The 26,006-nt window shown below is 34.6% G+C and carries 25 protein-coding genes; 10 read left to right on the top strand and 15 right to left on the bottom strand.

Annotated elements, in window-relative coordinates:
- Nucleotides 1-207: 207 nt before the first annotated feature.
- The 4 genes from ACFQZ1_RS21655 to ACFQZ1_RS21640 form a co-directional block, all read right to left on the bottom strand.
- Complete coding sequence (locus ACFQZ1_RS21655; RefSeq protein WP_377884225.1) at nucleotides 208-1,131, bottom strand: CobW family GTP-binding protein; 924 nt, start codon at nucleotides 1,129-1,131, stop codon at nucleotides 208-210.
- 252 nt (nucleotides 1,132-1,383) lie between these two features.
- The gene (copZ, locus tag ACFQZ1_RS21650; RefSeq protein ID WP_098309950.1) at nucleotides 1,384-1,587 is read right to left on the bottom strand and encodes a copper chaperone CopZ; all 204 of its coding nucleotides are present in this window, start codon (nucleotides 1,585-1,587) and stop codon (nucleotides 1,384-1,386) included.
- A 30-nt stretch (nucleotides 1,588-1,617) separates the two neighbouring features.
- Nucleotides 1,618-4,014 carry a heavy metal translocating P-type ATPase gene (locus ACFQZ1_RS21645; protein ID WP_377884224.1) on the bottom strand — a complete coding sequence of 799 codons (2,397 nt, stop codon included), beginning with the start codon at nucleotides 4,012-4,014 and terminating at the stop codon, nucleotides 1,618-1,620.
- A 12-nt stretch (nucleotides 4,015-4,026) separates the two neighbouring features.
- On the bottom strand, nucleotides 4,027-4,338 hold the full coding sequence (locus ACFQZ1_RS21640; RefSeq protein ID WP_377884223.1) for a metal-sensing transcriptional repressor: 312 nt from the start codon (nucleotides 4,336-4,338) through the stop codon (nucleotides 4,027-4,029).
- Between the two features lie 262 nt (nucleotides 4,339-4,600).
- On the opposite strand from ACFQZ1_RS21640, the gene ACFQZ1_RS21635 reads away from it, so the two are divergent.
- Entirely contained in the window at nucleotides 4,601-5,143 is a 543-nt protein-coding gene (locus tag ACFQZ1_RS21635) for a hypothetical protein (RefSeq protein ID WP_377884222.1), read from the top strand.
- A gap of 168 nt (nucleotides 5,144-5,311) precedes the next feature.
- Here the strand turns inward: ACFQZ1_RS21635 and ACFQZ1_RS21630 are convergent, their stop codons facing one another.
- Nucleotides 5,312-6,967 (bottom strand): multicopper oxidase domain-containing protein, encoded by a 1,656-nt coding sequence (locus ACFQZ1_RS21630; protein ID WP_377884221.1) that lies wholly within the window; start codon nucleotides 6,965-6,967, stop codon nucleotides 5,312-5,314.
- Between the two features lie 163 nt (nucleotides 6,968-7,130).
- Between ACFQZ1_RS21630 and ACFQZ1_RS21625 the strand changes: the two genes are divergently transcribed.
- The 5 genes from ACFQZ1_RS21625 to ACFQZ1_RS21605 all read left to right on the top strand — a co-directional run bounded on the left by ACFQZ1_RS21625 (nucleotide 7,131) and on the right by ACFQZ1_RS21605 (nucleotide 11,431).
- The gene (locus tag ACFQZ1_RS21625) at nucleotides 7,131-7,814 is read left to right on the top strand and encodes a response regulator transcription factor (protein ID WP_377884220.1); all 684 of its coding nucleotides are present in this window, start codon (nucleotides 7,131-7,133) and stop codon (nucleotides 7,812-7,814) included.
- A gap of 31 nt (nucleotides 7,815-7,845) precedes the next feature.
- Entirely contained in the window at nucleotides 7,846-9,213 is a 1,368-nt protein-coding gene (locus ACFQZ1_RS21620) for a HAMP domain-containing sensor histidine kinase (RefSeq protein WP_377884219.1), read from the top strand.
- Between the two features lie 255 nt (nucleotides 9,214-9,468).
- Nucleotides 9,469-10,032 (top strand): hypothetical protein, encoded by a 564-nt coding sequence (locus ACFQZ1_RS21615; RefSeq protein WP_377884218.1) that lies wholly within the window; start codon nucleotides 9,469-9,471, stop codon nucleotides 10,030-10,032.
- Between the two features lie 3 nt (nucleotides 10,033-10,035).
- The gene (locus ACFQZ1_RS21610; protein WP_377884217.1) at nucleotides 10,036-10,695 is read left to right on the top strand and encodes a PspA/IM30 family protein; all 660 of its coding nucleotides are present in this window, start codon (nucleotides 10,036-10,038) and stop codon (nucleotides 10,693-10,695) included.
- Between the two features lie 574 nt (nucleotides 10,696-11,269).
- Nucleotides 11,270-11,431, top strand: a complete 162-nt coding sequence (locus ACFQZ1_RS21605; protein WP_377884216.1) for a hypothetical protein — start codon at nucleotides 11,270-11,272, stop codon at nucleotides 11,429-11,431.
- Between the two features lie 549 nt (nucleotides 11,432-11,980).
- Here the strand turns inward: ACFQZ1_RS21605 and ACFQZ1_RS21600 are convergent.
- Nucleotides 11,981-12,304, bottom strand: coding sequence for a DUF2834 domain-containing protein (locus tag ACFQZ1_RS21600; RefSeq protein ID WP_377884215.1), 324 nt, complete (start codon nucleotides 12,302-12,304; stop codon nucleotides 11,981-11,983).
- Nucleotides 12,305-12,629: 325 nt separating this feature from the next.
- Here ACFQZ1_RS21600 and ACFQZ1_RS21595 point away from each other — a divergent pair, with 325 nt between their 5' ends.
- Nucleotides 12,630-12,995, top strand: coding sequence for a hypothetical protein (locus ACFQZ1_RS21595; RefSeq protein WP_377884214.1), 366 nt, complete (start codon nucleotides 12,630-12,632; stop codon nucleotides 12,993-12,995).
- Between the two features lie 253 nt (nucleotides 12,996-13,248).
- On the opposite strand, the gene uptA is transcribed toward ACFQZ1_RS21595, so the two are convergent.
- Complete coding sequence (gene uptA, locus ACFQZ1_RS21590; protein WP_377884938.1) at nucleotides 13,249-13,851, bottom strand: undecaprenyl phosphate transporter UptA; 603 nt, start codon at nucleotides 13,849-13,851, stop codon at nucleotides 13,249-13,251.
- Between the two features lie 543 nt (nucleotides 13,852-14,394).
- On the opposite strand from uptA, the gene ACFQZ1_RS21585 reads away from it, so the two are divergent.
- Nucleotides 14,395-15,690 carry an Nramp family divalent metal transporter gene (locus ACFQZ1_RS21585; RefSeq protein WP_377884213.1) on the top strand — a complete coding sequence of 432 codons (1,296 nt, stop codon included), beginning with the start codon at nucleotides 14,395-14,397 and terminating at the stop codon, nucleotides 15,688-15,690.
- A gap of 151 nt (nucleotides 15,691-15,841) precedes the next feature.
- Here the strand turns inward: ACFQZ1_RS21585 and ACFQZ1_RS21580 are convergent, their stop codons facing one another.
- From ACFQZ1_RS21580 to ACFQZ1_RS21565, 4 genes are all read right to left on the bottom strand, one after another.
- On the bottom strand, nucleotides 15,842-17,149 hold the full coding sequence (locus tag ACFQZ1_RS21580; protein ID WP_377884212.1) for a bifunctional S-methyl-5'-thioadenosine deaminase/S-adenosylhomocysteine deaminase: 1,308 nt from the start codon (nucleotides 17,147-17,149) through the stop codon (nucleotides 15,842-15,844).
- Between the two features lie 101 nt (nucleotides 17,150-17,250).
- Nucleotides 17,251-17,607 (bottom strand): YunG family protein, encoded by a 357-nt coding sequence (locus tag ACFQZ1_RS21575; protein WP_377884211.1) that lies wholly within the window; start codon nucleotides 17,605-17,607, stop codon nucleotides 17,251-17,253.
- A 50-nt stretch (nucleotides 17,608-17,657) separates the two neighbouring features.
- Nucleotides 17,658-18,104: a GNAT family N-acetyltransferase gene (locus ACFQZ1_RS21570; RefSeq protein ID WP_377884210.1), complete on the bottom strand. Its 447-nt coding sequence runs from the start codon at nucleotides 18,102-18,104 to the stop codon at nucleotides 17,658-17,660.
- A gap of 147 nt (nucleotides 18,105-18,251) precedes the next feature.
- On the bottom strand, nucleotides 18,252-19,175 hold the full coding sequence (locus ACFQZ1_RS21565) for an alpha/beta hydrolase (RefSeq protein WP_377884209.1): 924 nt from the start codon (nucleotides 19,173-19,175) through the stop codon (nucleotides 18,252-18,254).
- A 221-nt stretch (nucleotides 19,176-19,396) separates the two neighbouring features.
- Between ACFQZ1_RS21565 and ACFQZ1_RS21560 the strand changes: the two genes are divergently transcribed.
- Nucleotides 19,397-20,158 carry a DODA-type extradiol aromatic ring-opening family dioxygenase gene (locus ACFQZ1_RS21560; RefSeq protein ID WP_377884208.1) on the top strand — a complete coding sequence of 254 codons (762 nt, stop codon included), beginning with the start codon at nucleotides 19,397-19,399 and terminating at the stop codon, nucleotides 20,156-20,158.
- A gap of 122 nt (nucleotides 20,159-20,280) precedes the next feature.
- Here the strand turns inward: ACFQZ1_RS21560 and ACFQZ1_RS21555 are convergent, their stop codons facing one another.
- Both ACFQZ1_RS21555 and ACFQZ1_RS21550 read right to left on the bottom strand, forming a co-directional pair.
- Nucleotides 20,281-21,186, bottom strand: a complete 906-nt coding sequence (locus ACFQZ1_RS21555) for a GNAT family N-acetyltransferase (protein ID WP_377884207.1) — start codon at nucleotides 21,184-21,186, stop codon at nucleotides 20,281-20,283.
- 61 nt (nucleotides 21,187-21,247) lie between these two features.
- On the bottom strand, nucleotides 21,248-21,961 hold the full coding sequence (locus tag ACFQZ1_RS21550; protein ID WP_377884206.1) for a DUF554 domain-containing protein: 714 nt from the start codon (nucleotides 21,959-21,961) through the stop codon (nucleotides 21,248-21,250).
- Nucleotides 21,962-22,154: 193 nt separating this feature from the next.
- Between ACFQZ1_RS21550 and ACFQZ1_RS21545 the strand changes: the two genes are divergently transcribed.
- Nucleotides 22,155-23,288, top strand: a complete 1,134-nt coding sequence (locus tag ACFQZ1_RS21545; protein WP_377884205.1) for a CapA family protein — start codon at nucleotides 22,155-22,157, stop codon at nucleotides 23,286-23,288.
- 256 nt (nucleotides 23,289-23,544) lie between these two features.
- On the opposite strand, the gene ACFQZ1_RS21540 is transcribed toward ACFQZ1_RS21545, so the two are convergent.
- Both ACFQZ1_RS21540 and ACFQZ1_RS21535 read right to left on the bottom strand, forming a co-directional pair.
- Nucleotides 23,545-24,735 carry a GTP-binding protein gene (locus tag ACFQZ1_RS21540; protein ID WP_377884204.1) on the bottom strand — a complete coding sequence of 397 codons (1,191 nt, stop codon included), beginning with the start codon at nucleotides 24,733-24,735 and terminating at the stop codon, nucleotides 23,545-23,547.
- A 35-nt stretch (nucleotides 24,736-24,770) separates the two neighbouring features.
- Nucleotides 24,771-25,952 carry an FAD/NAD(P)-binding protein gene (locus ACFQZ1_RS21535; protein WP_377884203.1) on the bottom strand — a complete coding sequence of 394 codons (1,182 nt, stop codon included), beginning with the start codon at nucleotides 25,950-25,952 and terminating at the stop codon, nucleotides 24,771-24,773.
- Nucleotides 25,953-26,006 lie beyond the last annotated feature (54 nt).

The following is a 26,006-nucleotide window of genomic DNA, read 5'->3' as shown; positions in this document are numbered from 1 at the left end:
TTTCTCAATATCAATCGCTACTATGATATAAAATTTCTTGAAGTACCTCTAATTTCTCTAACTTTCCCTAAATCCCTTCCAGTTTATTTGTAAATATTTACTAATAGCATGTTCGTTTCTTAACTAAAAAAGGGAATGACTAAAAAACTAGTCCTTCCCTCTCTAATAAAATTAATATATTCATCTGAAAACAACCGTATACAAACCTTACAACTCAACTTGTTCCAAACTCTCTAGCTCCTTCTTCAGTTTCGCTTTATCTAAATTCTCTCCAATAATTACAAGGTTTGTAGGGAAACCAAAATTCTGCTCCAATAAAGATGGCACACCAAATGAGTATTGCAGCAACGTTGGGTATTTATCACCATGAAATTTCACAAACCCTTTTACACGATAAATTCCCTCAGGTAAATTAGAAAGCCACTCGTACAAATTGCCCTGATCAATTGATTTTTCAAATGGATAAGTCATGGTTTGAATATGTAAATGCTGTTTCACATGTAATTTTTCATGATTTTGATTACTCGCTAGCTTTACTTCTTCGAAATCCTCTAAAGATATATTACAATACTGTGTTTCGTATAATTTTGCATGTCTATTTATTAACGCTACTTCCTCAACAACCTGTTTCTTTTCTTCGTCTCTAAGCAAATCTGATTTATTGATAAGAATATGACTTCCATACTTCATTTGTTCGTTTAAAAGTTGTTGCACGCTTTTACTTAATGTTTCCCGATTTAACCATCTGATTGCATCTAATACAACAATAATGGACTTCACCTCAATATAAGGAGCTAAAATAGGTGAGAGACAAGCGTCTAATACTTCAATCGGATGCGCAACTCCCGTTGTTTCTATATAAACTACATCAGGTCTCTCCTCCTGATATAAGGAATGTAGCTGAATTTCTAATTCATCTTTCATCGTACAGCAAATACAGCCTTTTAAAAGTTCTCTTAAAATATTTTCTCGTCCTACAATATCTGTATCTACGGAGTATTCGCCTATTTCATTCATTAGTACTGCAACTTTTCGATTTTTCTTCTTTTCCGCTAATAATAAATTTTGAAGCAGCGTTGATTTTCCGCTCCCTAAAAAACCACCTAAAATATGAATTTCTACTTTGTTCATATTATCAACCATCCATTTCTTTGTTTCTGACTATACTTACTTGTACAACACCGCCACAAAGCGTAATTATTACGATTTATATCTATTATTCTAGTAAATTAAATTTTATATGTAAACAAAATACGATTATTAGGGTAACAGATTATACCTATTCGAAGCCTATCATATGTAACGATACAACTTATTTATCATTAAATAATAGGCCACTTTTAATAAAGCGGCCTTTTGCTAAGAATTGTTGAATTTCCCTATTTACTGCACATCGTATCCTTGATCTTCAATTGCTTCTTTCATTTTTTCTACATCTACTTTTGCTTCATCATATTTTACATTTACAGTTCCCTCTTGCAGGTTAACTTCTACATTTTGTACTCCTGCTAACTCTGTAAGTGCATTTGTTACTGCCATTTTGCAATGATTACATGTCATTCCTTGTACGTTTAATGTGATAGTCATATTAAATTCCTCCATATTAATTTAATTCATTTATATTTTAACGCGTTTCAAACGAAGTGCGTTAGTCACAACAGATACAGAGCTAAATGCCATTGCTGCTCCGGCTACCCAAGGCTCTAATAATCCAAATGCCGCCACAGGAATACCGATTGCATTATAGAATAAAGCCCAAAACAAGTTTTGACGAATATTTTTCATCGTCTTACGACTTAACTCGATTGCTTTTGGTATATGTGATAAATCACCGCCAACTAACGTAACATCTGCAGTTTCAATTGCTACATCTGCCCCTGTTCCAATTGCCATACCGATATCAGATTTCGCAAGAGCCGGTGCATCATTAATACCATCACCTACCATTGCTACTCTCTTTCCTTGTTTTTGTAAATCCTCTACAATCTTAGCCTTATCCTCTGGCAATACTTCTGCAAATACATGATCAATATGAACTTGCTTTGCAATCGCTTCAGCTGTACGTTTATTATCACCTGTTACCATATATACTTCAATTCCCATTTGCTTGAGTGTTTGAATTGCATCCTTTGAACTTTCCTTTACAGTATCAGCAACAGCGATTATTCCAGCCATTTTTCCATCAATTGCAACAAGCATCGCTGTTTTACCTTGATACTCTAGTTCTTTCATGACCTCTTCATGCTGTGAAATTTCTACAGATTGTTCATTCATCAATTTACGTGTTCCAACAAGAACCTTTTTGTTTTCAATATCCACTTCAAGACCATGACCTGGAATTGCTGCAAAGTGCTGTAACTCTTTCACTTTTATCTCATGTTGTTTTCCATATTCAACAATCGCATGGGCTAACGGATGTTCAGAAGCACTTTCAGCTGAAATCGCATAATCCAGCATACCTTCTTGAAATTCTAATACATCGGTAACTTCTGGTTTCCCTTTTGTTACGGTTCCTGTTTTATCCAGCAACACTGCATTGATTTTATGCGTCCCTTCTAGGTATTCACCTCCTTTAAAGAGAATACCCTTCTCTGCTCCTTTTCCCGTACCAACCATAATCGAAGTTGGTGTAGCCAAACCTAGTGCACACGGACATGCAATGACAAGAATCGCAATTCCTACTTCTAATGCTTTTGGTAAATCTCCTGGTGTTATAAAGAAATACCATACAATAAAGGCAACTAAAGCAATCGCTACAACAATAGGAACAAAAATACCCGAAATGATATCTGCTAATCTCTGAATAGGTGCTTTAGATCCTTGCGCTTCTTCAACAATTTTAATAATGCCCGCTAACGCTGTGTCTTTTCCAACTTTTTCAGTTTGAATAGTCAGCATCCCATTTGCATTAATTGTCGCACCAATAACAGAATCTCCTTCTTTTTTATCCACCGGAATAGATTCTCCAGTAATCATAGATGCATCAACAGAAGATGTCCCTGAAATCACGATACCATCCACCGGTATTTTTTCACCGGGTTTTACAATCATGATATCTCCAATCACAACTTCTTCTAACGGCACTCGCACCTCTTGACCATTACGAACAACAAGCGCATCTTTCGCCTGTAAACTTAACAATTTTGAAATTGCTTCTGTTGTACGTCCTTTTGCCATTGTTTCAAAGTACTTTCCGACCAAAATTAACGTAATTAAAACCGCACTTGTTTCAAAATATAAATCAGGAGTGTATGCAGGATTTCCTAACGTTTTCAAAGTTTCATATAAACTATAAAAATAAGCTGCTGATGTTCCTAAGACAACTAAAACGTCCATATTCGCACTTTTATTTCGAAGAGCCCGATAAGCACCTACATAGAAGTGTCCTCCAATATAAAACTGAACTGGTGTTGCCAATAAAAGTTGTAACCACGGATTCATAAGAATATGCGGCACTGGTACTCCTGTATCAAATGGCATATGTCCAAGCATTGTATAAAGTAAAGGTAAGGACAAAATAATAGAAATAATAAGTTGACGCTTTTTCTCCTTAATAATTTCTTCTTTTTTTTCGGAACGCTCTGCGTTTTCGTTACGGATTTGTCCCTTATATCCAATTTTCTTTATCTTTTCTAAAATATTTTCTGTAGAAACTAAACCTTCATTGTACTCTACAACAGCGCTATTTGTAGCTAAATTAACAGTTGCATGAGAAACGCCTTCCATTTTATTTAGTACTTTTTCAATTCGATTCGCACAAGCTGCACATGTCATTCCCTCAATATCAAAAGTAACTTTTTCTGCTGATACGCCATACCCTAACTTCTCAATTTTCTCTTTTATATTCGAAATTTCTTGCTGAGACGAATCATATTTGATACTTGCTTTTTCCATTGCTAAATTTACGTTAGCTTCTACCCCATCCATTTTATTTAGCACTTTTTCAATCCGGTTGGCGCAAGCTGCACATGTCATTCCTGTAACTCCAAGCGTAACATGTTTTTGTTTCTCCATCTTATACTCCTCCTATTTTGAAAATTGCTTAATTACACTCATCAATTCTTGAATCGATTCGTCCCCATTCCCCTCATGAATCGCCTTTGCTACACAATGCTTTGTATGACGCTCCAATAAAGAAAAACCTACTTTATTTAAAGCTGCATTAATCGCTGAAATTTGAATTAAAATATCAACACAATATCGATTATCTTCCACCATTTTTTGAACACCGCGTACTTGCCCTTCAATACGTTTTAAACGTTTTATAACACTTTGAATTTCCTCTTCTGTTCGAGGAACCATTTTTTGATCTCTATGATTTCCTTCACAATGATCCATTTATATCACCTCATGTATTGTAATTACCAATCTTTATATACATTATACGGGTAGGGGGTATAAAAAGCAACTGTTCATAAGTCTATTTTTTGAAATGTTTTCAAATAAAATACATACAAGCACACTTATATGTATTTTTATCAGAACAACTATTTTCATTCTCTCCCTTAAATTATGCAGATATTTTGCAGATATATATAGGCATAAGTACTCTACATTTGCACATATGATGAAATGAACAAAAGGACAGGGAGGTATCACTGTGTCCAGCTATACGTTAACTACCCTAACGCTTTGTTTTATCTTAGTTATTGTTACATCATTTATCACTAAATCTAAAGGTACCCTAATGGAGTATATGGTATTCATTATGTCTTTTAGTATGAGCACCGGATTAAGCATAGGATTCTATCTTGGTATTATGTTAAAAGGAGACTTGTTGTATTCTACTTTACTTTCTATGTTGATTAGTGGCATAGTTGGACTTTTAGTTGGGCTATCTTTTCATCTGTACTCTGCTTTAGAAGGTATGTTTTCTGGATTGATGGCAGGTATGATGGGAGCTATGGTGACGGAAATGTTGAATGCTCAGCAAGCACACAGTATACTTCTTATTAGTATTTTGCTCACAATTGCCATTACTACGTCATGTATCATTCAATTCTTGTCAAAAATTTTCTCTTCTTACATTCACCGCTGGTTTCTATTTTTGCTTTCAGTTAGCATTATAATTCTTCTCACCGTTTTTATAACATTTCCAGATCATAATTCACCTTCTTCTCAACACAATCAACATATACATTAACTGAATCAAGATTTCAAAAAACAGTATAAAGTGAAACTTCCATCAGTGGGGGACTTACTGCCTGTTTATGCTGGATCGATTAAACGCTTCATACAACATATTAATAAAGCAGCTCTCCAATTGGAAAGCTGCTTTATATTATCTATAATAAATTACACAAATTTTACATCACTCTGGCATATTAGGAATATTAGGATTTGGAACATAATCAGATTTATAATCTTTATATTTCACTTCTGTTACCATCCCTGCAGATGCATGATGCAAATCATGGCAGTGGAACATCCATTCACCTGGATTGTTTGCTACAAAGGCTACTTCATATTCTTCTCCTGGTTTCAAGTTTAATGTATCCTTCACAATCGGAGAACCGTCTATTGGTTTTCCATTTTTACTTAATACTTGGAAAAAATGTCCGTGCAAATGCATAGGATGATCATCCATTTTAGAACGATTAACTAATTTTACTTTTACTAGATCGCCTTTTTTTACTTGAATTGGATCAATATTAGGGAATGTTTTTCCGTTAATTGTATAAACCATTCCATTGCCATTCATTTCTGTGTTCAAATCCATTGTATATGTGGCATTATATTGTTGATCTAATGTGAGGCTTCCTAATTTCTTAGAACCATATTTCGTCATATCTAATGTTGGAAGTTTTTCTTTTTCATTCGCTTTATCTTTCATATCTTTGCTGCCATCATACTCAATAACAGCTTTCATTCCTTTTACACCTTTTCCTTCCCCATGGTCCTCAACATACCATTTTCCAGGATTATTCGCTGTAAACTCAACATCATAACGTTCACCTGGTGCAATCGAAATGACTTCATCTTTTACAACCTTTGGATCATTGATTGGCTGGCCATCAGTTGCAATTACTTTTATATCATGACCATGAACATGGATGTTGTGTGATAAGTAACCAGCATTGATGAATCGTAGTCGAACTTTATCTCCTTTTTTCACTTTCAACGGCTCTACTAAATCCCCGCTTTTACCATTGATTGTGAATAGATCATACATACTCATATTATGACCTTCCATCTTCATATTTCCATGATCCATGCCTTTCATATTACCGGAGTCTTTTTTGTCGCCTCCCATGTCCATACCAGAATGATCCATACCGTTCATATCATCATGCTTTTCCATATTTCCATGATCCATACTAGACTTATTATCATCTGATTTTTCTGTTTTCCCTTTTGTCATTTCCTTAATTTGTTTATCAATTTCTTTTTTATCAGTTACCCATTCGTCTAACATTAATGTGTAATCTTTATCATATTTTTCATTTGTATCTTCTACAACAAGAGCACCATACAGTCCTCGATCTAGTTGATTAACGGAGTCTTGATGCGAATGATACCAATACGTTCCTGGTACGTTTGCTTCAAATTCATACGTAAAACTTTTCCCTGGTTCAATCGCGTCTTGCGTAACTCCTGGAATTCCATCCATATTGTTTGGAACAGGATATCCGTGCCAGTGGATCGATACCGGTACAGATAGTTCATTTTTTAATGTGACCTTAACCTTTTCACCTTTTTTTACACGAATTTCTGGTCCAGGAGAAGAACCATTAAATGTCCATACTGGAACAACAACACCGTTACTTAGCTTTTGCTTCTCTTCTTTCGCCACTAGCGTAACTTCAGGTCCTTTTATCACTTGTAATGGTTTTGTTGCTGTTTCAGTCTGTGTGGTCTTTTTATCGTTCATATTTTTATGATCACTTGCTGTATTTGTAGTTGCAGAGCATCCAGCAATTAAAGAAATTGCTACGATTGAAATCCCCGTTAATACCGTTCTCTTCATAAAAAATCCCTCCCCAGTTTATTCGTAATTATTATATAGAACAATTATCAAGAAATTATGGAGAGACAAAAATGAAAAAACACATAGCAGCCTGCATAATTTCTTCAATATCTTTTAGTAAAATATCTTATATTTAGGTATCATGTAATTAAGGAGGGCCTATATGATTAACATTCTATTAGTAGATGATGAACCGCGTATGCTAGATTTACTTTCATTATATTTAGCCCCTAGGGGGTATTACTGTACAAAAGCAACTTCTGGCAAAGAAGCGATTTCTTTATTAGAAGAAAAAGAATTTCGATTAATTTTACTAGACATTATGATGCCCGAAATGGATGGTTGGGAAACTTGCGCGAGAATCCGTGAGTTCAATAGCGTACCTATCATCATGCTAACTGCTCGTGATGATACACAAGATGTTGTACAAGGATTAAAAAAAGGAGCTGACGATTATATCACGAAACCGTTTCATGAAGAAGAATTATTAGCTCGCATAGAAGCCGTGCTACGCAGAACAAAGCAGCATCATAAAATAGAATATAAAGGATTGGTGTGGGATGAGGCAAAACATGCTGCTTCTGTGCATGGAAATGAACTGTTATTAACCCCAATTGAATTTTCGCTACTCGGTTTATTTTTAAATAATGTAAATTACGTATTTAGTCGTGAACAACTTATTGAACGTATTTGGGGACATACATCAGAAACAGAGGATCGAACTGTAGATTCTCATATTCGTAACTTACGTGAAAAATTACGAAAGGCTTCTTTTCCAATTCATGATCACCTTAAGACGATATATGGAATTGGATATCGCTGGGCAAATGAAGAGAAAGATATATGATATTACTAAACAACAAGGATAGTGGGTTCTTATGAAGCGTATCTCAGTAAAATTTGGATTTTACTTTTTTATTTGTACCTTTCTAATTGAAAGTATATTGTTTCTTTTATTGTATTACAGTTTAGTCAATACGAGAGTTCAAGAGGAAGTAAAATCTCTCCTTACTAGAGGAAATAATCATCGTGATGTATTGGAGAAATATTTTGATAATCAAACCATCTCTCATGTAGCACTAATGGAATCAGAAGCAGAAACTAAGGTTGTTATTACTTCGAAAAATGGCGAAATTCTTGCAAAATCAAGTAATGTAGATCATTCCATGGAAAAACATTTACATACAAAAATGCCCCCTGTTAGTAAAAATGGCACAGTTGTGGAAGATCATTGGAAAACATCTAATTATATTTGTACAATTAGTCCCATTCAAGTTGGCAGTGATACGAAAGGATATGTATACATGTTTTTAGGTACTGACTCTATTAAGCAAATGATTCAGCGCTTAACATACCAATTTATAGTTGTTGGAGCCATTACCTTTATCCTTACTGTTATAACCATGTTCTTATTATCAAAACTTCTCACTAATCCTTTAATTAAAATGAAAAAAGCAACAGAAAAAATGAGCAAAGGGGATTTATCCGTGTCTTTAAATATTAATGGAAACGATGAAGTTGGAGAACTAGCACATTCTATTCAAAAACTTGCGGATGATTTACATTATATGAAAAAAGAACGAGACGAATTTCTAGCTAGCGTTGCACACGAACTTCGAACACCGTTAACATATATTAGAGGATACGCTGATATTCTTATTAAAAATCAGATTCCTGCACAAGACCAACATCATTATTTATCTATTATTAAAGAAGAAGCTGATCATGTAACACAGCTTGTTCAAGATTTATTTGAATTAGCTAAAATGGAAAAGCATAATTTTGTTATTCATACAAAGCAGACGAATCTATATGATTTATTAAAAAACATATTAACAAAGATCCAACCAGCTTATACCGATAAAAATATTCGTATTATTTCCTCGTGTCCAGAAGACGTTGTTCTTCTACTCGACGAACAACGTTTTGAACAAGTTATACTCAATCTGTTAAACAATGCGTATTCTCACTCTGACATAAATTCTAAAGTATTTGTTACAGTTACAGAGAACAAGGAAATCGTTAAGATTAGAGTAAAAGATGAAGGAGAAGGTATCCCTGAACAAGATCTATCTCATATTTTCGAGCGGTTTTATAGAGTCGATAAATCTCGAACTCGCGCAACAGGCGGAAGCGGTTTAGGTCTTGCAATTGTAAAAGAAATTATCGAATTACATGGAGGCAATATTTCTGTAGAGAGTGAATTAGGTTATGGGACTATTTTTACTATCTATCTAAAAAAATGAACTATGTTCCTTAAAAATTAACTCGTCAACTATTTGGCGAGTTTTTAATTATAATGAGAATTTTCTTATATATTTCTCATATTTTCATCATTCCCCTTTCATTCCCTTCTCACATCTAGGGTTTACACTAGGACTCACTAAAGATATAGCGAGGTGATATATTCAGACGCAAACATTCAGATTTTGACTCTATCAAAAGTAGTTCTAGATTCATTTTTTCTTGAAACATTATGAATCATAGATGGAGGTGAACACATGAAAAAGAAAAAGAACAAATGCAAAAAGCTGCGCTGGCTAAAATGGATTTTAATCCTTCCCCTGCTTCTTACTTTACTATTCTTCGGACTACATAGTATGAAGTCAGAAAGATGGAATCATGAGAAGCATAGAAAAGCTGAATATGCCGTTGCCTCCCATGAAAAGGGACAAGCTTTCTTTACGGAGAAAGAGCGCTTTGCTAACTCTGAAAGACATACTCATCATGAAAAACATCATGAAAAAGAGTTTGATGGCGTATTCTTTGCACCATTCCTATTAGAACTTGGCTTTGTTCTTTTCGGTTGGTTAATTCTTCGCAAATCTGAAGGAAATATGGCTAAGAAGTGGACAGGAGTGCTACTCATTGTTATCGGTTTATTCCCGTTCATTCCAATACTTGCGCTTGCCGCAGCTATTACTTGGGTGTATAGAAAGTTCAAACAAAAAAGAACGATGGCAAATGAGCATATCGATATTCACACATATAATTTTTCAACAATGCAAAAACAAATAGACATTTTAGATCAATGGGAACGTAATATTCGTAAGGGGGAGAACTAAACAATGGGTATCCTAAAACGCATTAAAAATATTGTAATGGCAGATGTACACCAAACGTTGGATAAGCTAGAAAGCCCTATTAGCATGCTGAAGCAATACTTGAGAGAGACAGAAGAACAAATTACAAAAGCGCAAAAAGCTCTAGCTCACCAATTATATTTAGAAAAGAAATATGAAGCATTAATTTTGGAAGCTGATGCTCTTATCGCAAAAAGAACTCGTCAAGCTGAACTTGCAGTATCTCGCGAGGAAGATAACATGGCACAGCTAGCTTTACAAGATAAAATCACAAATGAAAAGAAAGCTGCATTATATCGTGAACAGTACGAAATAACAAAGCAACAAACAGCTGCATTATATGAGCAAATTGACAAACTACAAGAGAAATATCAAGAATTACAATATAAAGAACTTGTACTTGTTTCCCGATTAAATGCGGCGCAAGCCATAAAAAATAGTAACGCTGCACTTGCTTCTTTCCATACAGAAAATGCAGTGAAAGGCTTTGCACGTGTCGAAACTTACGTGCAGAAACTAGAAGCTGAAGCAGCTGCTAGTAACTATTTTTATCAGTTAAACGCTCCTAATCAAGCACAAATTTTAGACCAAAATCTACAAGAAGAAGTACAACAAGCATTAGCAAAATTAAAAGAAAATAAATAGTTTCATTTCCAATTAACTATTATGTAATATAAAAAAGCCCTTATGAAATGGGCTTTTTTATATGTAAAATTTCTTATAAACAAATGAAAGTAGTTGAATTGTTACTCATAAAAAATCGTTTCTGATCCTTATTCCACAAAAATCTCCTTTTCTCAAATTTGTTCACAGATCTTTGTTAGCTTCATTTAGAAAGCTCATTTCATTCACATAGGAATACTGACGTTTTCTAAAAAGTGTATTAATTTAGTAAAAAGTCATCTATATCTAACACTACCCTCTGTATGTCATCTACTAAAGGAGAATGGCGCCCGATTGTGGAAAATCACCAAGCTTCTATTAGCTGGTTAGTTGAAGAAGAATTTGTTCCACAACTCTTAAGTTATGATACTTAAAAGTTAAATTCACCTCCTACAATCCCATCAAAGCCGTCAATCTCCATCTTTTGAATTCCCTGACCATTGCTAATCCTAAGCCAAACAACTATACCACCTCTAGCAAAATAATTAACATATCATATTCAAGAAAGGTTAGTTAGCTACTAGCATATGTTTTATTGAAAGGGTGTGATTGAATTATGGATCAGCAGAAATGGGGCGTTGGAGGATTAGTATTCGTTGGCTGCATGTTTCTTGGTGGAGGAGTGGGATCTTTGTTAGGAAGTTCCCAAATTGGATGGCTGATAGGAATGGGTGTTGGGTTTCTTGGGATGGCTTTAACGAGACTGATTAGAAAATGATAGAACAGGGGTTCTTCCTCCAGTAAATAAGGCAATATGCATTTAAGTAATTACTTACATACTAGCCCTGTAACATGTAGTGATCGTATTCATACAAAGCCACTCTCTAACAGAAAGTGGCTCTTTTTGTTTTCAGCTCTGTTAAATTTCATTGTTGATTTTTAGTCAAATAAAAAACCGATGTTTTACATAACGGGTTCTCTTTTGGAGTACAAAATTAGAAATCACACAACTTTTGACAACACAAATCACAACATAATAGACCATCAATTGACACAAAGATTCGCTTGAAAGCGGGATTTTTCGCTTACTCAATTTGTAGCTTTGAAATAAAATTTGATCAAAAATACCTCGCAATCCCAAGTTTTACGATAAATAAAAAGAATCCATTTTGAAAAAAGATTGATCAAAATGGATTCTTCTCTAGCAGATTTAAGTTTGGTTTTTATAAAAAAGTTTGATCCTTTCTACCTATGCTGTTTCACAATCGCGCCCAATACTTGAATAAGCATTTTACTTATTTTAGCTGGAACATGCTTATTTTCTAATTTATACTTCATCTTTACTATTAATATAAGAATGTCTAAAAAACAAAAATAAAGGTAGAGCTAAAGATAATCCAACTGTAAACAGAGATAAGAGACAGATCCATTTTTCTTTAATGTTATACTTTCGTGATTCATTGAACATAAATATCAAGAAAACAACACTTGAGATTAAAAAATCAACTGCAAAAAAGGCCGATATCGTGTTAGTAAATAATAATTCTATTAATAAACCTAAATCAAGTCCATTATTCCTGAGGAACTGAATAAAAAAATAATACGGAAAAACAGTACCAATTAGCCCTAAAATTAAATATAATTTTTTCACTGGATAATTTCCCCTTTTTTAACAAAGTTACTATTAGATTACCATAACTAATTCTAAGATCGTGTTAAGTGACAATAAAGTTGTTTAATTTACAATAAAGTCGCTTAAAAAATAATAAAGTTGTTTAATTCTTATTGGACTAACAGGTAGGTTAGTTGAAGAGTGTTAGTTAACTTGTGTTCAACAATTGAGCCAGATTGTTGAGTATCCCTCTCAAAGAGAGTTAGTTATTTATGTTCAAATATTGCGAGTGAAATCAGATTCTTAACGATTTTATCAAGTATCAAGCAAAATAATTCAGAAACGTAGAAGGGACAGCACTAACATGGAAAACATATCAAATGTAGATAAATTGGAATCAATAAAATCTTTACAATCGACAATCAGTAAACTCGAAAATGCCTTGTCACAGATGACTCAGAAAGGCGCAAATACTACCTTAGTAAAGAAACGACTCAAAGCTGTTTGCATCGGCTTAGCAATGCTAGAAAACGTTTGGAACCAAAGATCACATCATTACATCCAGGAAGATTTAACAGAAGCTCGCAATGTTCTTATTGGTTTGCTTCCATCAATTGAGAACATTTATGTTAAGTCAAAGGCTGGTAGTCCCCAAAGAACGCTTTTAGAAAGAAGAATAAAAGCGTTGAAACTAGCTATTCAAGTGATTGACAATCTTTCTAATAAATAACGTATCTACCTCAATAGAGTAACGGGTGCTTTAGTTTCAATAAGAGAACTGAATTTTAGATAATTCCGTTTATCTTTTGTATAAATGGTTCAACTTTACTACAAATGATTCATCTGTATTTTAAATCAATAGTTTGTATGGTTACTTACAACTATAGTGGGATCGATTTTTTTGTGTACCTATTAAAAAGGGCTGTCACATAAGTCAGTGTAACTAACTTACGGGACAGCCCCTTTATATCATAAAAGTACGATTATGCTTTTGACACGTTTTTCTTTGTAATTTTTCTAATTATATAGACGGCTAGTATGACAAGCGCGCCGATCATAATATACTTCACATACGGACCAGACACTTGATTAGCTTGTTCCCATCGGCTTCCTAATACATTACCTAAGTAAATAAAAAGCATACTCCACGGAACAATTGCAACCACTGTGTAAATCGTGAACTTTGTTGCAGACATTTTTGCGATTCCTGCTGGAATAGAAATAGCATGTCTTACTACTGGAACAAATCTTGCGGAAAAAATTACACCTGGTCCATATTTGTGGAACCATCGTTCAGCCATTTCTAAATGTTTAGGGCGAATTAACAAATATTTTCCGTATTTTAATAAAAAAGGCCGGCCAGCATAATATCCTAACCAGTATAGGAATAATTGAGCAATTGTTCCTCCAATCGTTCCCGCAAGAACAGCCCCCCAAAATGTCATCTGTCCTTGTGATACAAGAAATCCTGCGTACGATAGAACAACTTCACTCGGAATCACCTCAATCATAAGTGCTAGCATGACACCGCCATAACCGAGCTTAGCCAAAAACAAAGAAATTGCATGAATTGCTGCGTGCATTATCAAAACCTCCAAAAAATTACTGCCTTTGGACATTCTAACAATGAAAACTAAATAATAGATGAAAACAAGATTAAAATCACATTAGAAATGTGAAGTATTTTACATTTTCAAAATATACACTTGATCTTCTATCTAACTCTTCTTTTCAAAGTTGTCATTTTTACTATACACAAATACTCATTTCAGAACACCCCATTTATTTAATGTTTCATAAAGTGAAACTTCCATCAGTGGGGTTTTTTCATCCCCCACTGATGGAAAGCTCTCACCACTCGGGCGCATGCCAGCAGTTATCCCCCACCTATCTTCCTCGCTTCTCTCTCAACCTTGAGTTGGGTCTTACTGCTCGTTAATGCGGGATAAATACTTAACTTAAAATTCATTAAAATGCATCAATAAACTAGCACTATTTTTTCCTAATGTAATATAATTTGCACAAAGGAAAAATTTATGTTCAAATAAAAGAAATGTGATTTAATAAAAAATAACTAACATAAATAAAACAAATTGCACCAAGAAAACAAACAAAAGGGGAAACAAAACATGACAGAAAACATAAAAGAACGAGAACACCTTCCACCAGAAAATAAGACGATGCAATCAGCGCAATTAGCTTTAAGTGGTGAAACAAAGGGGCTAAAACGATTATTACCATTTTTAGGCCCTGCTTTTATTGCATCTGTAGCTTATATTGATCCAGGTAATTTCGCTACGAATATTGCAGCCGGATCTCAGTACGGCTATTTGCTACTTTGGGTTATCCTTGTTTCGAATCTAATGGCAGTGCTGATCCAATCTCTATCAGCTAAATTAGGAATTGCAACCGGAAAAAACCTTCCCGAAGTTGCTCGTGAGCATTTTCCAAAACCTGTTTCTATTGGCTTATGGATACAAGGTGAATTAGTAATTATGGCGACTGATCTCGCTGAATTTATCGGTGCTGCCTTAGGGTTATATTTACTATTTGGTATTCCATTGTTACCGGCTGCATTAATTACAGCGGTTGGATCATTTATTATTCTTGAGTTTCAACGCAGGGGTTTTCGCCCATTAGAAGCAGTTATTACTGGTATGGTCTTTATAGTCGTTATTGCTTTTGGTGTACAAGTATTTTATGCAAAGCCAGAACTAAGCCCTCTTCTATCAGGACTTTTCGTTCCTAAATTTCAAGGTGTAAATAGTATTTTACTTGCCGCAGGAATTTTAGGGGCAACGGTTATGCCACACGCAATTTATTTACATTCTGCTTTAACACAGCGCCGTGTAGTAGGAACGACAGATGAACAACGAAAAAAGATTTTCCGCTTTGAATTTATCGATATTGTAATTGCAATGGTCATTGCTGGAGCAATTAATGCAAGTATGTTAATTGTAGCAGCTGCTCTGTTCTTCAAAAACGGACTACATGTCGAAGATTTAGATGTCGCTTTTCACGGATTTGAACACTTAGTCGGACCTATATCAGCAACTCTTTTCGGGATTGGTTTACTAACTGCCGGCTTATCTAGTTCTTCCGTGGGTACGATGTCCGGTGATATTATTATGCAAGGATTCATCCGTATGCACATCCCTTTATATTTGCGACGATTTATTACAATGATTCCACCGCTTGTTATTATTTCATTAGGTGTGAATCCAACTCACGCCCTCGTAATGAGTCAAGTCGTATTATCATTTGGAATTGCATTTGCATTAATTCCGCTTATTGTTTTCACAAGTAAAAAGAGCATTATGGGTGGTTTAGTGAATCACCGGCTTACAACAGCTATTGCATGGTTGATTGCCGTATTAATTATCGCTTTAAATATATTCTTGTTATATCAAACATTTATTGGTTGATGGAAAAGAGGATGTCTTCTACAAATCTGAATGCATTGGATTTGTAAGACATTCTCTTTTTATTTTGTAAAATATAAGATAAAACAAAGAACCTTTGCGTTAAAGGCAAAGGTTCTTCGACATTTAATTAATGTAGAGATGTTACTTCCTATTACATAACTAGTCCTCGTTTATAACGGCTCGCCTCAAAAATAATACGCTCTTCATCTAATGTTTTACATTCACCGTTCCAAACAATATGTTTCCCATTAATAACAACATCTGAAACATCCTTTCCACTTGCCGCATATACAAGATGCGACAACACTTCTTCCGCAGGTTGTAAATGTGGCTTTTTAGACGGATCAATTGTAATAAAGTCAGCACACTTTCCTACCTCAAGTGAACCTATTTGTTTCATCCCAATTACGTCTGCTGCCCCTTTTGTTGCTAATGAGAGAACTGTTTCCACTGGTAATGTTGTTGCATCTTTATGAATACCCTTTTGCAATAAAGTCGCAATACGCATTTCTTCAAACATGTCTAAATTGTTATTAGAAGCAACACTATCTGTTGCAATTCCAACCTTCATTCCACTCTCTAACATTGCTCGAATATCTGCTATACCTGATCCTAATTTTAAATTACTAATCGGATTATGTGCAACGCGAACATCGTTTTGTGCTAAGAAAGTGCGCTCATTTTCATTTAGCACGACACCATGTGCAATTACTGTTGGTCTCTGGAACAAACCGCAATCTGCTACATACTCTACTGGACGTTTTCCGTATTGTGCTTCAATATCCTGAACTTCACGCTCTGTTTCGGAAAGATGAATATGAACCATCGCCTTATTTTCCACTGCAATTCGTGCACACTCTTCTAGCATTTCCGTAGTACATGCATATGGACTATGAGGAGCGACCATCGTCGTTAACATACCATCTTCATTCCAATAACGTTTCACATACTTCTCCGCTTCATGAATTGCTTTCTTTTCATCTTCTTTCGTTCCAAAGCTAAATAATGTTCGAGATACAGCAGCGCGCATTCCACTTTTACGAACAGCTTCCATAATAGAATCCTGATCTACTCCAATTGGATTAAACATATCAGAAAATGCTGTTGTACCGCTTTTCACCATTTCTAACAAACCAAGCTCTGTGCTAGCAACAGCAAGCTCTGGTGTAAATTGGCTTTCAAGTGGCCAAATTCTCGTTTCAAGCCATGGCTTCAGGAGCATGTCGTCACCTATTCCACGTAAAATACTCATCAAGACATGCGTATGCGTATTCACCAGACCAGGTAGGACCCACTTTCCATGAAGATCAATAACTTGATCCACTTGTTTCTCCTTAGGTAATTCTCCTGATTGTACTTCTATAATTTGACCATCTTCTACAATGATATATCCATTTTTCAATACTTCATTCTTTTCATTTAAAGTCACGATTGTAGCGCTTACATAAGCTGTTTTCAAGAATATTTCCCCTCTCGACTCTTTTAGATATAAACATTCCTTTTTAATAAGTTACTACCACTATAGTAACTTATTGGCTAAAAGGAGTCAAAAGATAATTATTACGAAATAATTTCCTTTATATGGATAAAAACTTTTTCTTTTAAAGCATTGTATTGTGTTTCATTTGTATCTGCAAATGCTTCTTTTCTATTAGAAGGAATGTCCATATATGTTATCTCTTCTAAAAATTGCGAAGCTGTAAAATCATATCTTTTACCATTGATCCTGTTATAAAAATGCCAGCCTTCAGGAACTTTCGTCTTCATGATCTCTCCTCCAAAGAGATCATTGATTACTAATGCTGTTACACCACATTGTCCTCCAGCTGGATGATCTGGTGTCCATTTTGAACTGGTTTCTATTGACCAAGATTGTAATAAAACATCACTCATCTTCTCTATTTCCCTAAACTTCATATTAAGCATCTCCTAATTAAATTCAAAATATCCAATTAAAATGAATAAGTTTACATATCATACTGCAATAGCGGAAGTAGACGATCTTTAAAAACAGTAGAAGGCGTTTCCCCTATTAGTCTCGCCCCCATTTTTATGTAATACCCTTTCGCATGCGGATCACTATCAATCGTAAAACTCTTAATGTTTAATTCCATTGCTTTTTGAACAACACTTTCCCAAAGAATTCTGCCATAGCCTTTCCCTTTGTAATTTGGGTGTAAGTATAGAAAATCAAGACTGTCTACTTCTTTTCTTTGGAAAGAAAAAAAGCCGATTATTTCTTGTTTTTCTTCTAAAATATACACATAATTATTCTTGATATATCGTTCCGTAATTGTTAAAACTTCCTTACATGCTAATATGAATTCTTCACTATAATTCCAAGTTGCTTTTGAGGTTAATGCGAGGTTACTTAGCTCGTTTGCTTCTTCTAATAATGCTTCTCTAACAATCATTGATTTCTCTCCCTTTTTTCTTTTATGCATACAACGAAGAAATGTACGTGTAATTTATCACATTAAAAATTCTTTTATTTCTGAATATTAATTATGCTATATACTAAAAAATAAACCCCACCTATAGAAAAAGGAGAGGCTTTCATCTTACACAATATGCTCATTTAACCAAGAAATCACATCTTGAAATACTTCTTGTCTGTTCACTTCGTGGAACATTTCATGTCTTCCATTCTCATATAAACGTAGCGTTACATCTTTAACACCGCATTTTTTATACATATCATATACTTCTTGTACACCTTTTCCCATATTCCCAACTGGATCACGATCTCCTGAAAAAATATGAATAGGAAGATCTTTTGGTGTTTTCTTATATTCTTCAAGTTTATTCACCAGCAGCACACCGTTAAATAATTCACGGTAAAAGCTCGTTGTACAAATAAATCCACATAATGAGTCTTCTATGTATCTATCAACTTGAGTCGCATCCGAAGACAACCAATCAAATTTCGTCCGGTATGGCTTAAAGTGTGAGTTAAAATTACCAAATGACAAGAAGTTCAGCATTGGACTTTTCTTTTTTGCGCCGCGAAGTTTCATTTCAATTGTTGCCATTTTATGACCAACGACTCCTAAAAACCCTGGATTCCCACCTGTTCCTGAAATAAGGAATCCATTATATAACTCACCGCGAAGCTGCACAGCACGTCTTGATAAGAAAGACCCCATACTATGTCCTAATAAGAAAAGTGGACAAGTGTATTCCTTACGAATAAGTTCCGAAACGAAGATTACATCAGAAATGGCTTGATTCCATCCTATATTCGGCTCAAAATGACCATAATCTTCTTCCTGCTTCACTGTTTTTCCATGCCCGCGATGATCATGAGCATATACCCCATACCCAGCTTTCAATAATGCTTCAATACATTCTGTATATGCACCAGCATGTTCTGCCATACCATGTGCAATTTGAACAATCCCACGAGGTTCATTTTCTGGCAACCATTGACGTAAATGAATTTCCGTTCCATCCAACGTCATAACGAAGCCTTCTTGTATATTCATATTTGACTCCCCCAATCCTAAAATCTATTTAACAACAATATGAATCTATCCCCCTATAAAATGAATCAACATTCATTTTTCTTACTCTAAATTATATGTAAAAGCTTTACTTATTACAAATCATGATATTGTAATTTCTTCTATTTCATTCTTGACGAAACTAAAATAAAGTTATATAGTTACTTACATAAAGTAATCAAATTATTGGAGGTAAAATGATTATGATGCCATCATTATTTTTAGCACATGGTTCTCCTATGTTAGCCATTGAAAATACCGGCTATACACAATTTTTACAAACTCTTGGTAAAACATATAAACCAAAAGCAATTGTCATTTTTACAGCTCATTGGGAAAGTGAAGTTTTAACTATTTCTTCTTCAGACAATGCATATGAAACGATTTATGATTTTGGTGGCTTTCCTCCTGAATTATACGAAATAAAATACGCTGCAAAAGGGTCATCCGCCCTTGCAGCAATGCTAGAAGAAAAATTTAAAAACCGAGGTATTGCCGTTCAAAAAGATACAACACGCGGATTAGATCATGGATCTTGGACACTTCTATATCGTATGTATCCGCAAGCGGATGTACCTGTCGTTCAAATTTCAGTAAATCCGTTCCTTCCTGCAAAAGAGCAATATGAAATCGGAAAAGCCATTCAAGGACTTGGAAAAGAAGATATCTTAGTCATCGGCAGCGGTGTTACGGTGCACAATTTACGGATGTTGAAATGGGAACAAACTACGCCTGAACCATGGGCTGTTGAATTTGACGAATGGCTCATTGATCAAATTCAGAACAACAATACAGACGCCCTATTCAACTGGGAAACTGAAGCTCCTCATGCACGTTTAGCTGTTCCAAGAGCAGAACACTTTGTGCCTCTATTCATCGCAATGGGAAGCGGCACTGCAGAACCAAAAATAATTCATCGCAGCTATGAATATGGAACCTTAAGCTATCTTTGTTTACAATTTTAATTCTCGATATTATAGAGATATTAATGTGGAGAAAGTCCAGTAATTCAATACTGGACTTCTCTTTTATTCCTCTTTATCAAAACAAACTTACTCTATACTTTCATTGAAGCTATTTTAACATCTTATCGCTCGTTAAGACGTGATAAATGTTGAACCATAAACACTTGTTCATTCGCAACTACAAATCCTGCTTCTTGTAAAATACGAACCGTCACTTCATTCGAAGCTGGCAGATTCATAGTCATCTTGTTCAACTTCCCTTGTAAAGGAGAGAAAATTTCGCGTAATCCAAATCGAACAATATCTTCCTGATCTATACGGTTTGCATCTACATAACTTTGATACAACACAGTTGCTTGTTGTTTTCCTGTCTGATCAAGTACTTTTTTATAGAGAAAATACGCTAATTCCTCATTGGTATCATCATACACAGTTAATAATTCTCCATCTTTTCTTACACTCATCCATTCCGTCTGCCAAGGTTTTATTTCTTTATTTGATACTTGAATAGTATGTATATCCTGCGCTGTAACTCTTTTCACTTGGTATGTATTACTCTGTTGCAACTGAAAAGCATCCTCTTCTAATATCTCTGTATGCTGTAACATCAAGAGTTGATCAACTACTTCATACCCCATCTTTTTATAAAGATGAATAGCCGCATCATTTTTACTAATTGCCTCAAGCGTCGCGATATCTACTCCTTCTTTTTTATATAGCTCTAGGGAAGCTCTTACTAATTCTCTGCCTACTCCGCGATTACGAAATTGAGAAACAACGCCTGTTCCACCATTCCACGCAATTTTTTTACCATGCATCATTCTAATTCCATTTAAGATAATGCCAACTGGCTCACCGTTATAATACGCTACAAGTGAAAAAGATGGTGACAATTCCTCCTGTGCCATTCTTGCTAAAAAAGCATCCATTGTCATTTTAATTTCGATAAAATACCCTTCGAACCCAGCATTCCACAAATTTGTAGCTTCTTCGAACGATAATGTGCTTAACGATTTTATTTCATACATCTCATCCCAACTCCCTTCCCTAAATAACTATTATCACACTAAGTCATCTTCCTGCTGTTTATTAAAAATAATGTGTATACCCATATATAATAGAAACAAGAACTGCAGTTACAAGTATACCAGGCAATAAATTGGCTACCTTAATTTTGATAATTTCAAGTAAGTTTAATCCAATGGCAAAAATCATAATCCCGCCAGTCGCTGTCATTTCAACAATAAAATTATTCATTAATGTTTCTGGTACAAAACGATCAATTTGCATAGCAAAAATAGCAATCAATCCTTCATATAAAATAACGGGGACAGCTGAAAATAATACCCCCATTCCTAACGTAGTCGTCAAAATAAGTGAAATAAAACCGTCTATAATCGCTTTCGTATATAAAACATTATGATTTCCACGAATACCACTATCTAAAGCACCAATAATCCCCATTGCTCCCATTACAAATATTAACGTTGCAGTTACAAACCCGAGCGATATACTCCCTTTTCCACCTGAACCTACCTTTTTCTCTAGCCAATCTCCTAAACTTTTTAATTTTTCTTCTAACATAAGCAATTCCCCGATTACCGCTCCAATGACAAGACTTAAAATAACAATTAAAAAATTTTCACTTTTTAATCCCATTTGTAAACCAAGCACCGTTACTGCTAAACCAATTGCATGCATAACAGTCGATTTCACATTTTCCGAAATGCCACTAAAAATTCTACCTAATAATGTCCCTACAATAATACATAGTCCATTTACTAAAGCCCCAAGTAAAACCATTCTCTCCCACCTATTCTTTCTATATATAAAATTATAAGTAGAATTATAGACTATTTTTTAAAAATTTAATATTTTCAATCCGCATGTTGCCATAATCCAGCTCTCATGTTACCTTGTTATTGGAAATCATTATAAAAATATATATAAAATTAACATTTAATGTATTTATTAACTTATAAGGAAAGGACTATTTATGAAAATTCGAAAAAGAACATTACTAAAACGCACTATACTGTTAGCCATACTTTTTGCCCCTATAATCTTATTGATTAACTATGCGCTAAATTCAGAAACGAAAAATAAACAAAACACAGGAGTAAAAAATAAACAAACAGAAAAGGCAAAAGGAAAAGAACCAACAAAAAAACCGAAAGAAGATCCTGAAATTACCCTTACATTCTCCGGTGATACAATGTTTGATTGGCAATTACACCCTGTTATTCAAAGTAAAGGTGCTGATTATCCATTTCAGCATGTAAAACCGGAAATAGAAAAAGCGGACTATTCATTTGTAAATCTAGAATCTGCGTTTACAACTCGCGAGAAAAAATATCCTGGTCAACTATTTTGGATTAAAAGCGATCCCTCCACATTACAAGCTATTAAAAATACTGGCTATGATATTGTTAATATCGGAAATAACCATACACTCGATTACTTTCAAGATGGCTTAATGGATACAATCTCCCATGTAGAAAAAATAGGCCTTCCCTATATCGGTGCAGGCAAAAATGCATCAGATGCGTATACAGCGAGAGAAGTTACAATTAAAGGTAAAAAATTTAAGTTTATCTCATTTGTTCGTTTTATGCCTGATTCTGCATGGGTAGCTACAAATGATAAACCCGGAATTGCAAATGGCTACGATTTAAACTTAGTTACGAAAACGATTAAAGAACAAAAGAAAGATGCCGATTATATGATTGTGTATATGCATTGGGGTGTCGAAAAAACAAATCGTCCAGCTGACTATCAAAAAGAATATGTACAAAAAATGGTAGAAGCAGGAGCAAATGCAATTGTCGGAAGTCATCCTCACTGGTTACAAGGCTTCGAATATTACAACAAAGTTCCCGTTGCGTACTCACTTGGAAACTTCCTCTTCCCTGATTATGTAACAGGACATAGTGCAGAAACTGGTGTACTAACAATTAAGTTTAAAGGAAAAAACGTACAAATGTCATTTAATCCTTATATGATTCGTAATAACCAAATTACACCGCTTCAAGATACCGAAAAACAAAACATGCTGCAATATTTACAGTCTATTTCCAATAATGTACAAATCGATAAAGATGGAAACATTATTAATAAACGGACACAATAATAGGGCAGAATAACATGCTACAAAATAAAGAGGAAACCTTTTAAGGCTTCCTCTTTATTTTGCATATAAACATTTATAAAAAGATTACTTGATAATCAGTGGGGGTTTTCTTTATCCCCCACCTATCTTCTTCGCTTTCCTCTGAATCTTGAGGTGGGAGTCATACCGCCCGGGAGAAATCAGCTGCAACAAATCGTACCATACCTTCAACAAAACGAAGATTTTCATACGCTTATTCCATTACCATTTTTTCAATTTACATCTCCCATTGAAATGGATCTGTTAAGGTACTCCAATCAGATTCAAATTCTTCTATTGTTAATAAACATTTATCTAATTCCGCTGTAATTTGCTGTGGGTTTAAATCTGTTCCAATAAAAACAAGTTTTGTAATCCGGTCTCCATATTCAACATCCCACTCATCTAATAAGTGCGGGTTTTCTATTAAAATTTGTTTCCTCTGTATTTCAGGTAAAGAGGCTACCCAGTATGATACGGGTTCAATTGAAACAGACGGTCCAGCTTGTGACATAAGCAAGGCCATATTATTTCTTGTTGCACACCATGCAATTCCTTTTGCTCGTACAATATGGTTTGGCATTGCATGTATCCATCGATAGAAGCGTTCTGAATGAAATGGCAACTTTCTTTTATATACGAAAGAAGAAATATTATATTCTTCTGTTTCAGGTGTATGATGCTGGTGTCCGGATGTGAGTTCTTTAATCCATCCTGCTGAAGCTTGTGCCTTTTCAAAATCAAATAAATTTGTATGTAACACTTCCTTAGGATTAAAATTCCCTTTTATTGTGCGAATCAATTTTGCATCTGGTTGTAGTTTTTTAAGAACCCTTTCTAACTTGTCTAACTCTTCTTCTGCTACTAAATCACACTTATTTAGTATTAACACATCACAAAATTCAATTTGATCAATTAATAAATCTGCTATCTCTCTTGTATCTAGGTCACTTACTGCTTCTTTCCGATCTAATAAGCTTTCTCCTGAATGAAAATCCTGCCAAAATCGATTTGCATCAACAACCGTTACCATCGTATCCAATTGACAAAAACGTGTTAAATCTATCCCTAATTCTTCATCTATATAAGAAAATGTTTGTGCTACTGGAATTGGTTCACTAATACCAGTAGATTCAATCACAATATAATCAATATTCCCTTCCTTTGAAATTCTTTCTACTTCCCATAATAAATCTTCACGTAGCGTACAGCATATACATCCATTAGACATTTCAACGAGCTTTTCTTCTACCCTTGATAATCCGCCGCTTTGTTGTACTAACTCTGCATCAATATTAATCTCACTCATGTCATTTACTATGACAGCAACTCTTAAACCTTCTTTATTTTGCAATATATGATTTAAAATCGTTGTTTTACCTGCTCCTAAATAGCCACTAAGTACAGTTACTGGTATCTTTTTGTTCATATAAGCACCTCTTTGATAATAGTAATCATTACGATTTATTTTTTTATACTACTAATAATTTTTTCTGCAGCTTTTCTAGCACCGGCAATATTTCTCGACACAGGCCCAACTTCTAATTCTGCTAAAGCTCCTGCAACATATAGGCCTGGTGCCCATTCTAAAGATTTCGTGATAATTGGATATCCACATGCAGCACAACTTAAATCTTCTTGCTCAATTAAAGAAGATAGCCACTCTTGACCTGGTAAAGTATTTTGAAATCCAGTTGCAAGTAGTATACTTTTTACATTCAATTTGTCGTCTGAGTGTTTTAAATCTAAACATATGTGATTTTCATTTAAATTTATGGAAAATGAATCTACCTCACCATCCATAATGCAGAGCTTTTCCTTTTTTTGAAGCTGTCGTAACGTCTGATACAGATTGTTTGGTATAGATCCTTTATGACGAGCTTGCTGAATTTCTTTCCTGCGTTTATTAAAATCTTCCATCTTATGAAAAGCGTTTATATTTTTAGGTCCTAACCAACCAGGATCACTATCGAAATCATAGATACGAAAAGGATGCCTCTTTAATAAGATTACCTTCCCAGGAAAACGCCTACTTAATGTAATTGATAAATGAGCAGCAGTTATTCCTCCACCGATGATAAGAAATGGTGGTTCGAATAAATCCAACTCTTGTGAATTTTTATCATAAATATGAGCTACATGATTTGGATAAACATCTTGAATATGCTTTGCCCATTCTGGCAGAAATGGCTGTTCATTGACACCAATTGCAATGACTACATGCTTTGCAGTTCTAGCAGTCCCATCTTCTGTTGTTACAGTCCATCCATTACTTGTTTTCATAATATGATTTACTCTTCCTTGATTCCAACAATCATTCAATTCAATTTCATTGAATATACTTTGACAATGCGCGTTAAATAATTGTAAAGAAGGTCGTTTATATGATCCATAAAAATGATTATACTCCCCACGACTTCCGACAAATTTTTGTAAATGAAACGGTTCAGGATCAATATGATGTACAGATGGTGAACGAAGAAATTCCATTCCAATTCTATTTGTCATACAACTCCAATTATGGAGTGGTTTAAAATGCGGATCAATAATACATATCTGTTTTTTTGTTGTCTTATTGCTTTTCAATAAGAAAGTGGCTACTGTACAACCTTGTATACCGCCACCAATAATAATCCAATCTAACAAGAAGTTTTTCTCCTCTCTACTATAAATCGTAATCATTCCTATTTAAGAAATGAT

Source organism: Bacillus sp. CGMCC 1.60114 (assembly GCF_042676365.1).
Classification (GTDB): Bacteria; Bacillota; Bacilli; order Bacillales; family Bacillaceae_G; genus Bacillus_A; species Bacillus_A rhizoplanae_A.
Note: the sequence above shows the minus strand (reverse complement) of the source record. Positions and strands in the feature narration are given on the sequence as shown.

What these genes read in the sequence shown, in the direction of transcription:
- ACFQZ1_RS21615 (WP_377884218.1), top strand. Translation starts at nt 9,469, where the DNA reads ATGAAAAAGAAAAAGAACAAATGCAAAAAGCTGCGCTGGCTAAAATGG.
- ACFQZ1_RS21550 (WP_377884206.1), bottom strand. Translation starts at nt 21,961, where the DNA reads ATGGTTTTACTTGGGGCTTTAGTAAATGGACTATGTATTATTGTAGGG.
- ACFQZ1_RS21640 (WP_377884223.1), bottom strand. Translation starts at nt 4,338, where the DNA reads ATGGATCATTGTGAAGGAAATCATAGAGATCAAAAAATGGTTCCTCGA.
- ACFQZ1_RS21605 (WP_377884216.1), top strand. Translation starts at nt 11,270, where the DNA reads ATGGATCAGCAGAAATGGGGCGTTGGAGGATTAGTATTCGTTGGCTGC.
- ACFQZ1_RS21630 (WP_377884221.1), bottom strand. Translation starts at nt 6,967, where the DNA reads ATGAAGAGAACGGTATTAACGGGGATTTCAATCGTAGCAATTTCTTTA.
- ACFQZ1_RS21655 (WP_377884225.1), bottom strand. Translation starts at nt 1,131, where the DNA reads ATGAACAAAGTAGAAATTCATATTTTAGGTGGTTTTTTAGGGAGCGGA.
- ACFQZ1_RS21595 (WP_377884214.1), top strand. Translation starts at nt 12,630, where the DNA reads ATGGAAAACATATCAAATGTAGATAAATTGGAATCAATAAAATCTTTA.
- ACFQZ1_RS21610 (WP_377884217.1), top strand. Translation starts at nt 10,036, where the DNA reads ATGGGTATCCTAAAACGCATTAAAAATATTGTAATGGCAGATGTACAC.
- ACFQZ1_RS21645 (WP_377884224.1), bottom strand. Translation starts at nt 4,014, where the DNA reads ATGGAGAAACAAAAACATGTTACGCTTGGAGTTACAGGAATGACATGT.
- ACFQZ1_RS21585 (WP_377884213.1), top strand. Translation starts at nt 14,395, where the DNA reads ATGACAGAAAACATAAAAGAACGAGAACACCTTCCACCAGAAAATAAG.
- ACFQZ1_RS21560 (WP_377884208.1), top strand. Translation starts at nt 19,397, where the DNA reads ATGATGCCATCATTATTTTTAGCACATGGTTCTCCTATGTTAGCCATT.
- ACFQZ1_RS21625 (WP_377884220.1), top strand. Translation starts at nt 7,131, where the DNA reads ATGATTAACATTCTATTAGTAGATGATGAACCGCGTATGCTAGATTTA.
- ACFQZ1_RS21575 (WP_377884211.1), bottom strand. Translation starts at nt 17,607, where the DNA reads ATGAAGTTTAGGGAAATAGAGAAGATGAGTGATGTTTTATTACAATCT.
- ACFQZ1_RS21540 (WP_377884204.1), bottom strand. Translation starts at nt 24,735, where the DNA reads ATGAACAAAAAGATACCAGTAACTGTACTTAGTGGCTATTTAGGAGCA.
- ACFQZ1_RS21570 (WP_377884210.1), bottom strand. Translation starts at nt 18,104, where the DNA reads ATGATTGTTAGAGAAGCATTATTAGAAGAAGCAAACGAGCTAAGTAAC.
- ACFQZ1_RS21545 (WP_377884205.1), top strand. Translation starts at nt 22,155, where the DNA reads ATGAAAATTCGAAAAAGAACATTACTAAAACGCACTATACTGTTAGCC.
- copZ (WP_098309950.1), bottom strand. Translation starts at nt 1,587, where the DNA reads ATGACTATCACATTAAACGTACAAGGAATGACATGTAATCATTGCAAA.
- ACFQZ1_RS21620 (WP_377884219.1), top strand. Translation starts at nt 7,846, where the DNA reads ATGAAGCGTATCTCAGTAAAATTTGGATTTTACTTTTTTATTTGTACC.
- ACFQZ1_RS21565 (WP_377884209.1), bottom strand. Translation starts at nt 19,175, where the DNA reads ATGAATATACAAGAAGGCTTCGTTATGACGTTGGATGGAACGGAAATT.
- ACFQZ1_RS21555 (WP_377884207.1), bottom strand. Translation starts at nt 21,186, where the DNA reads ATGTATGAAATAAAATCGTTAAGCACATTATCGTTCGAAGAAGCTACA.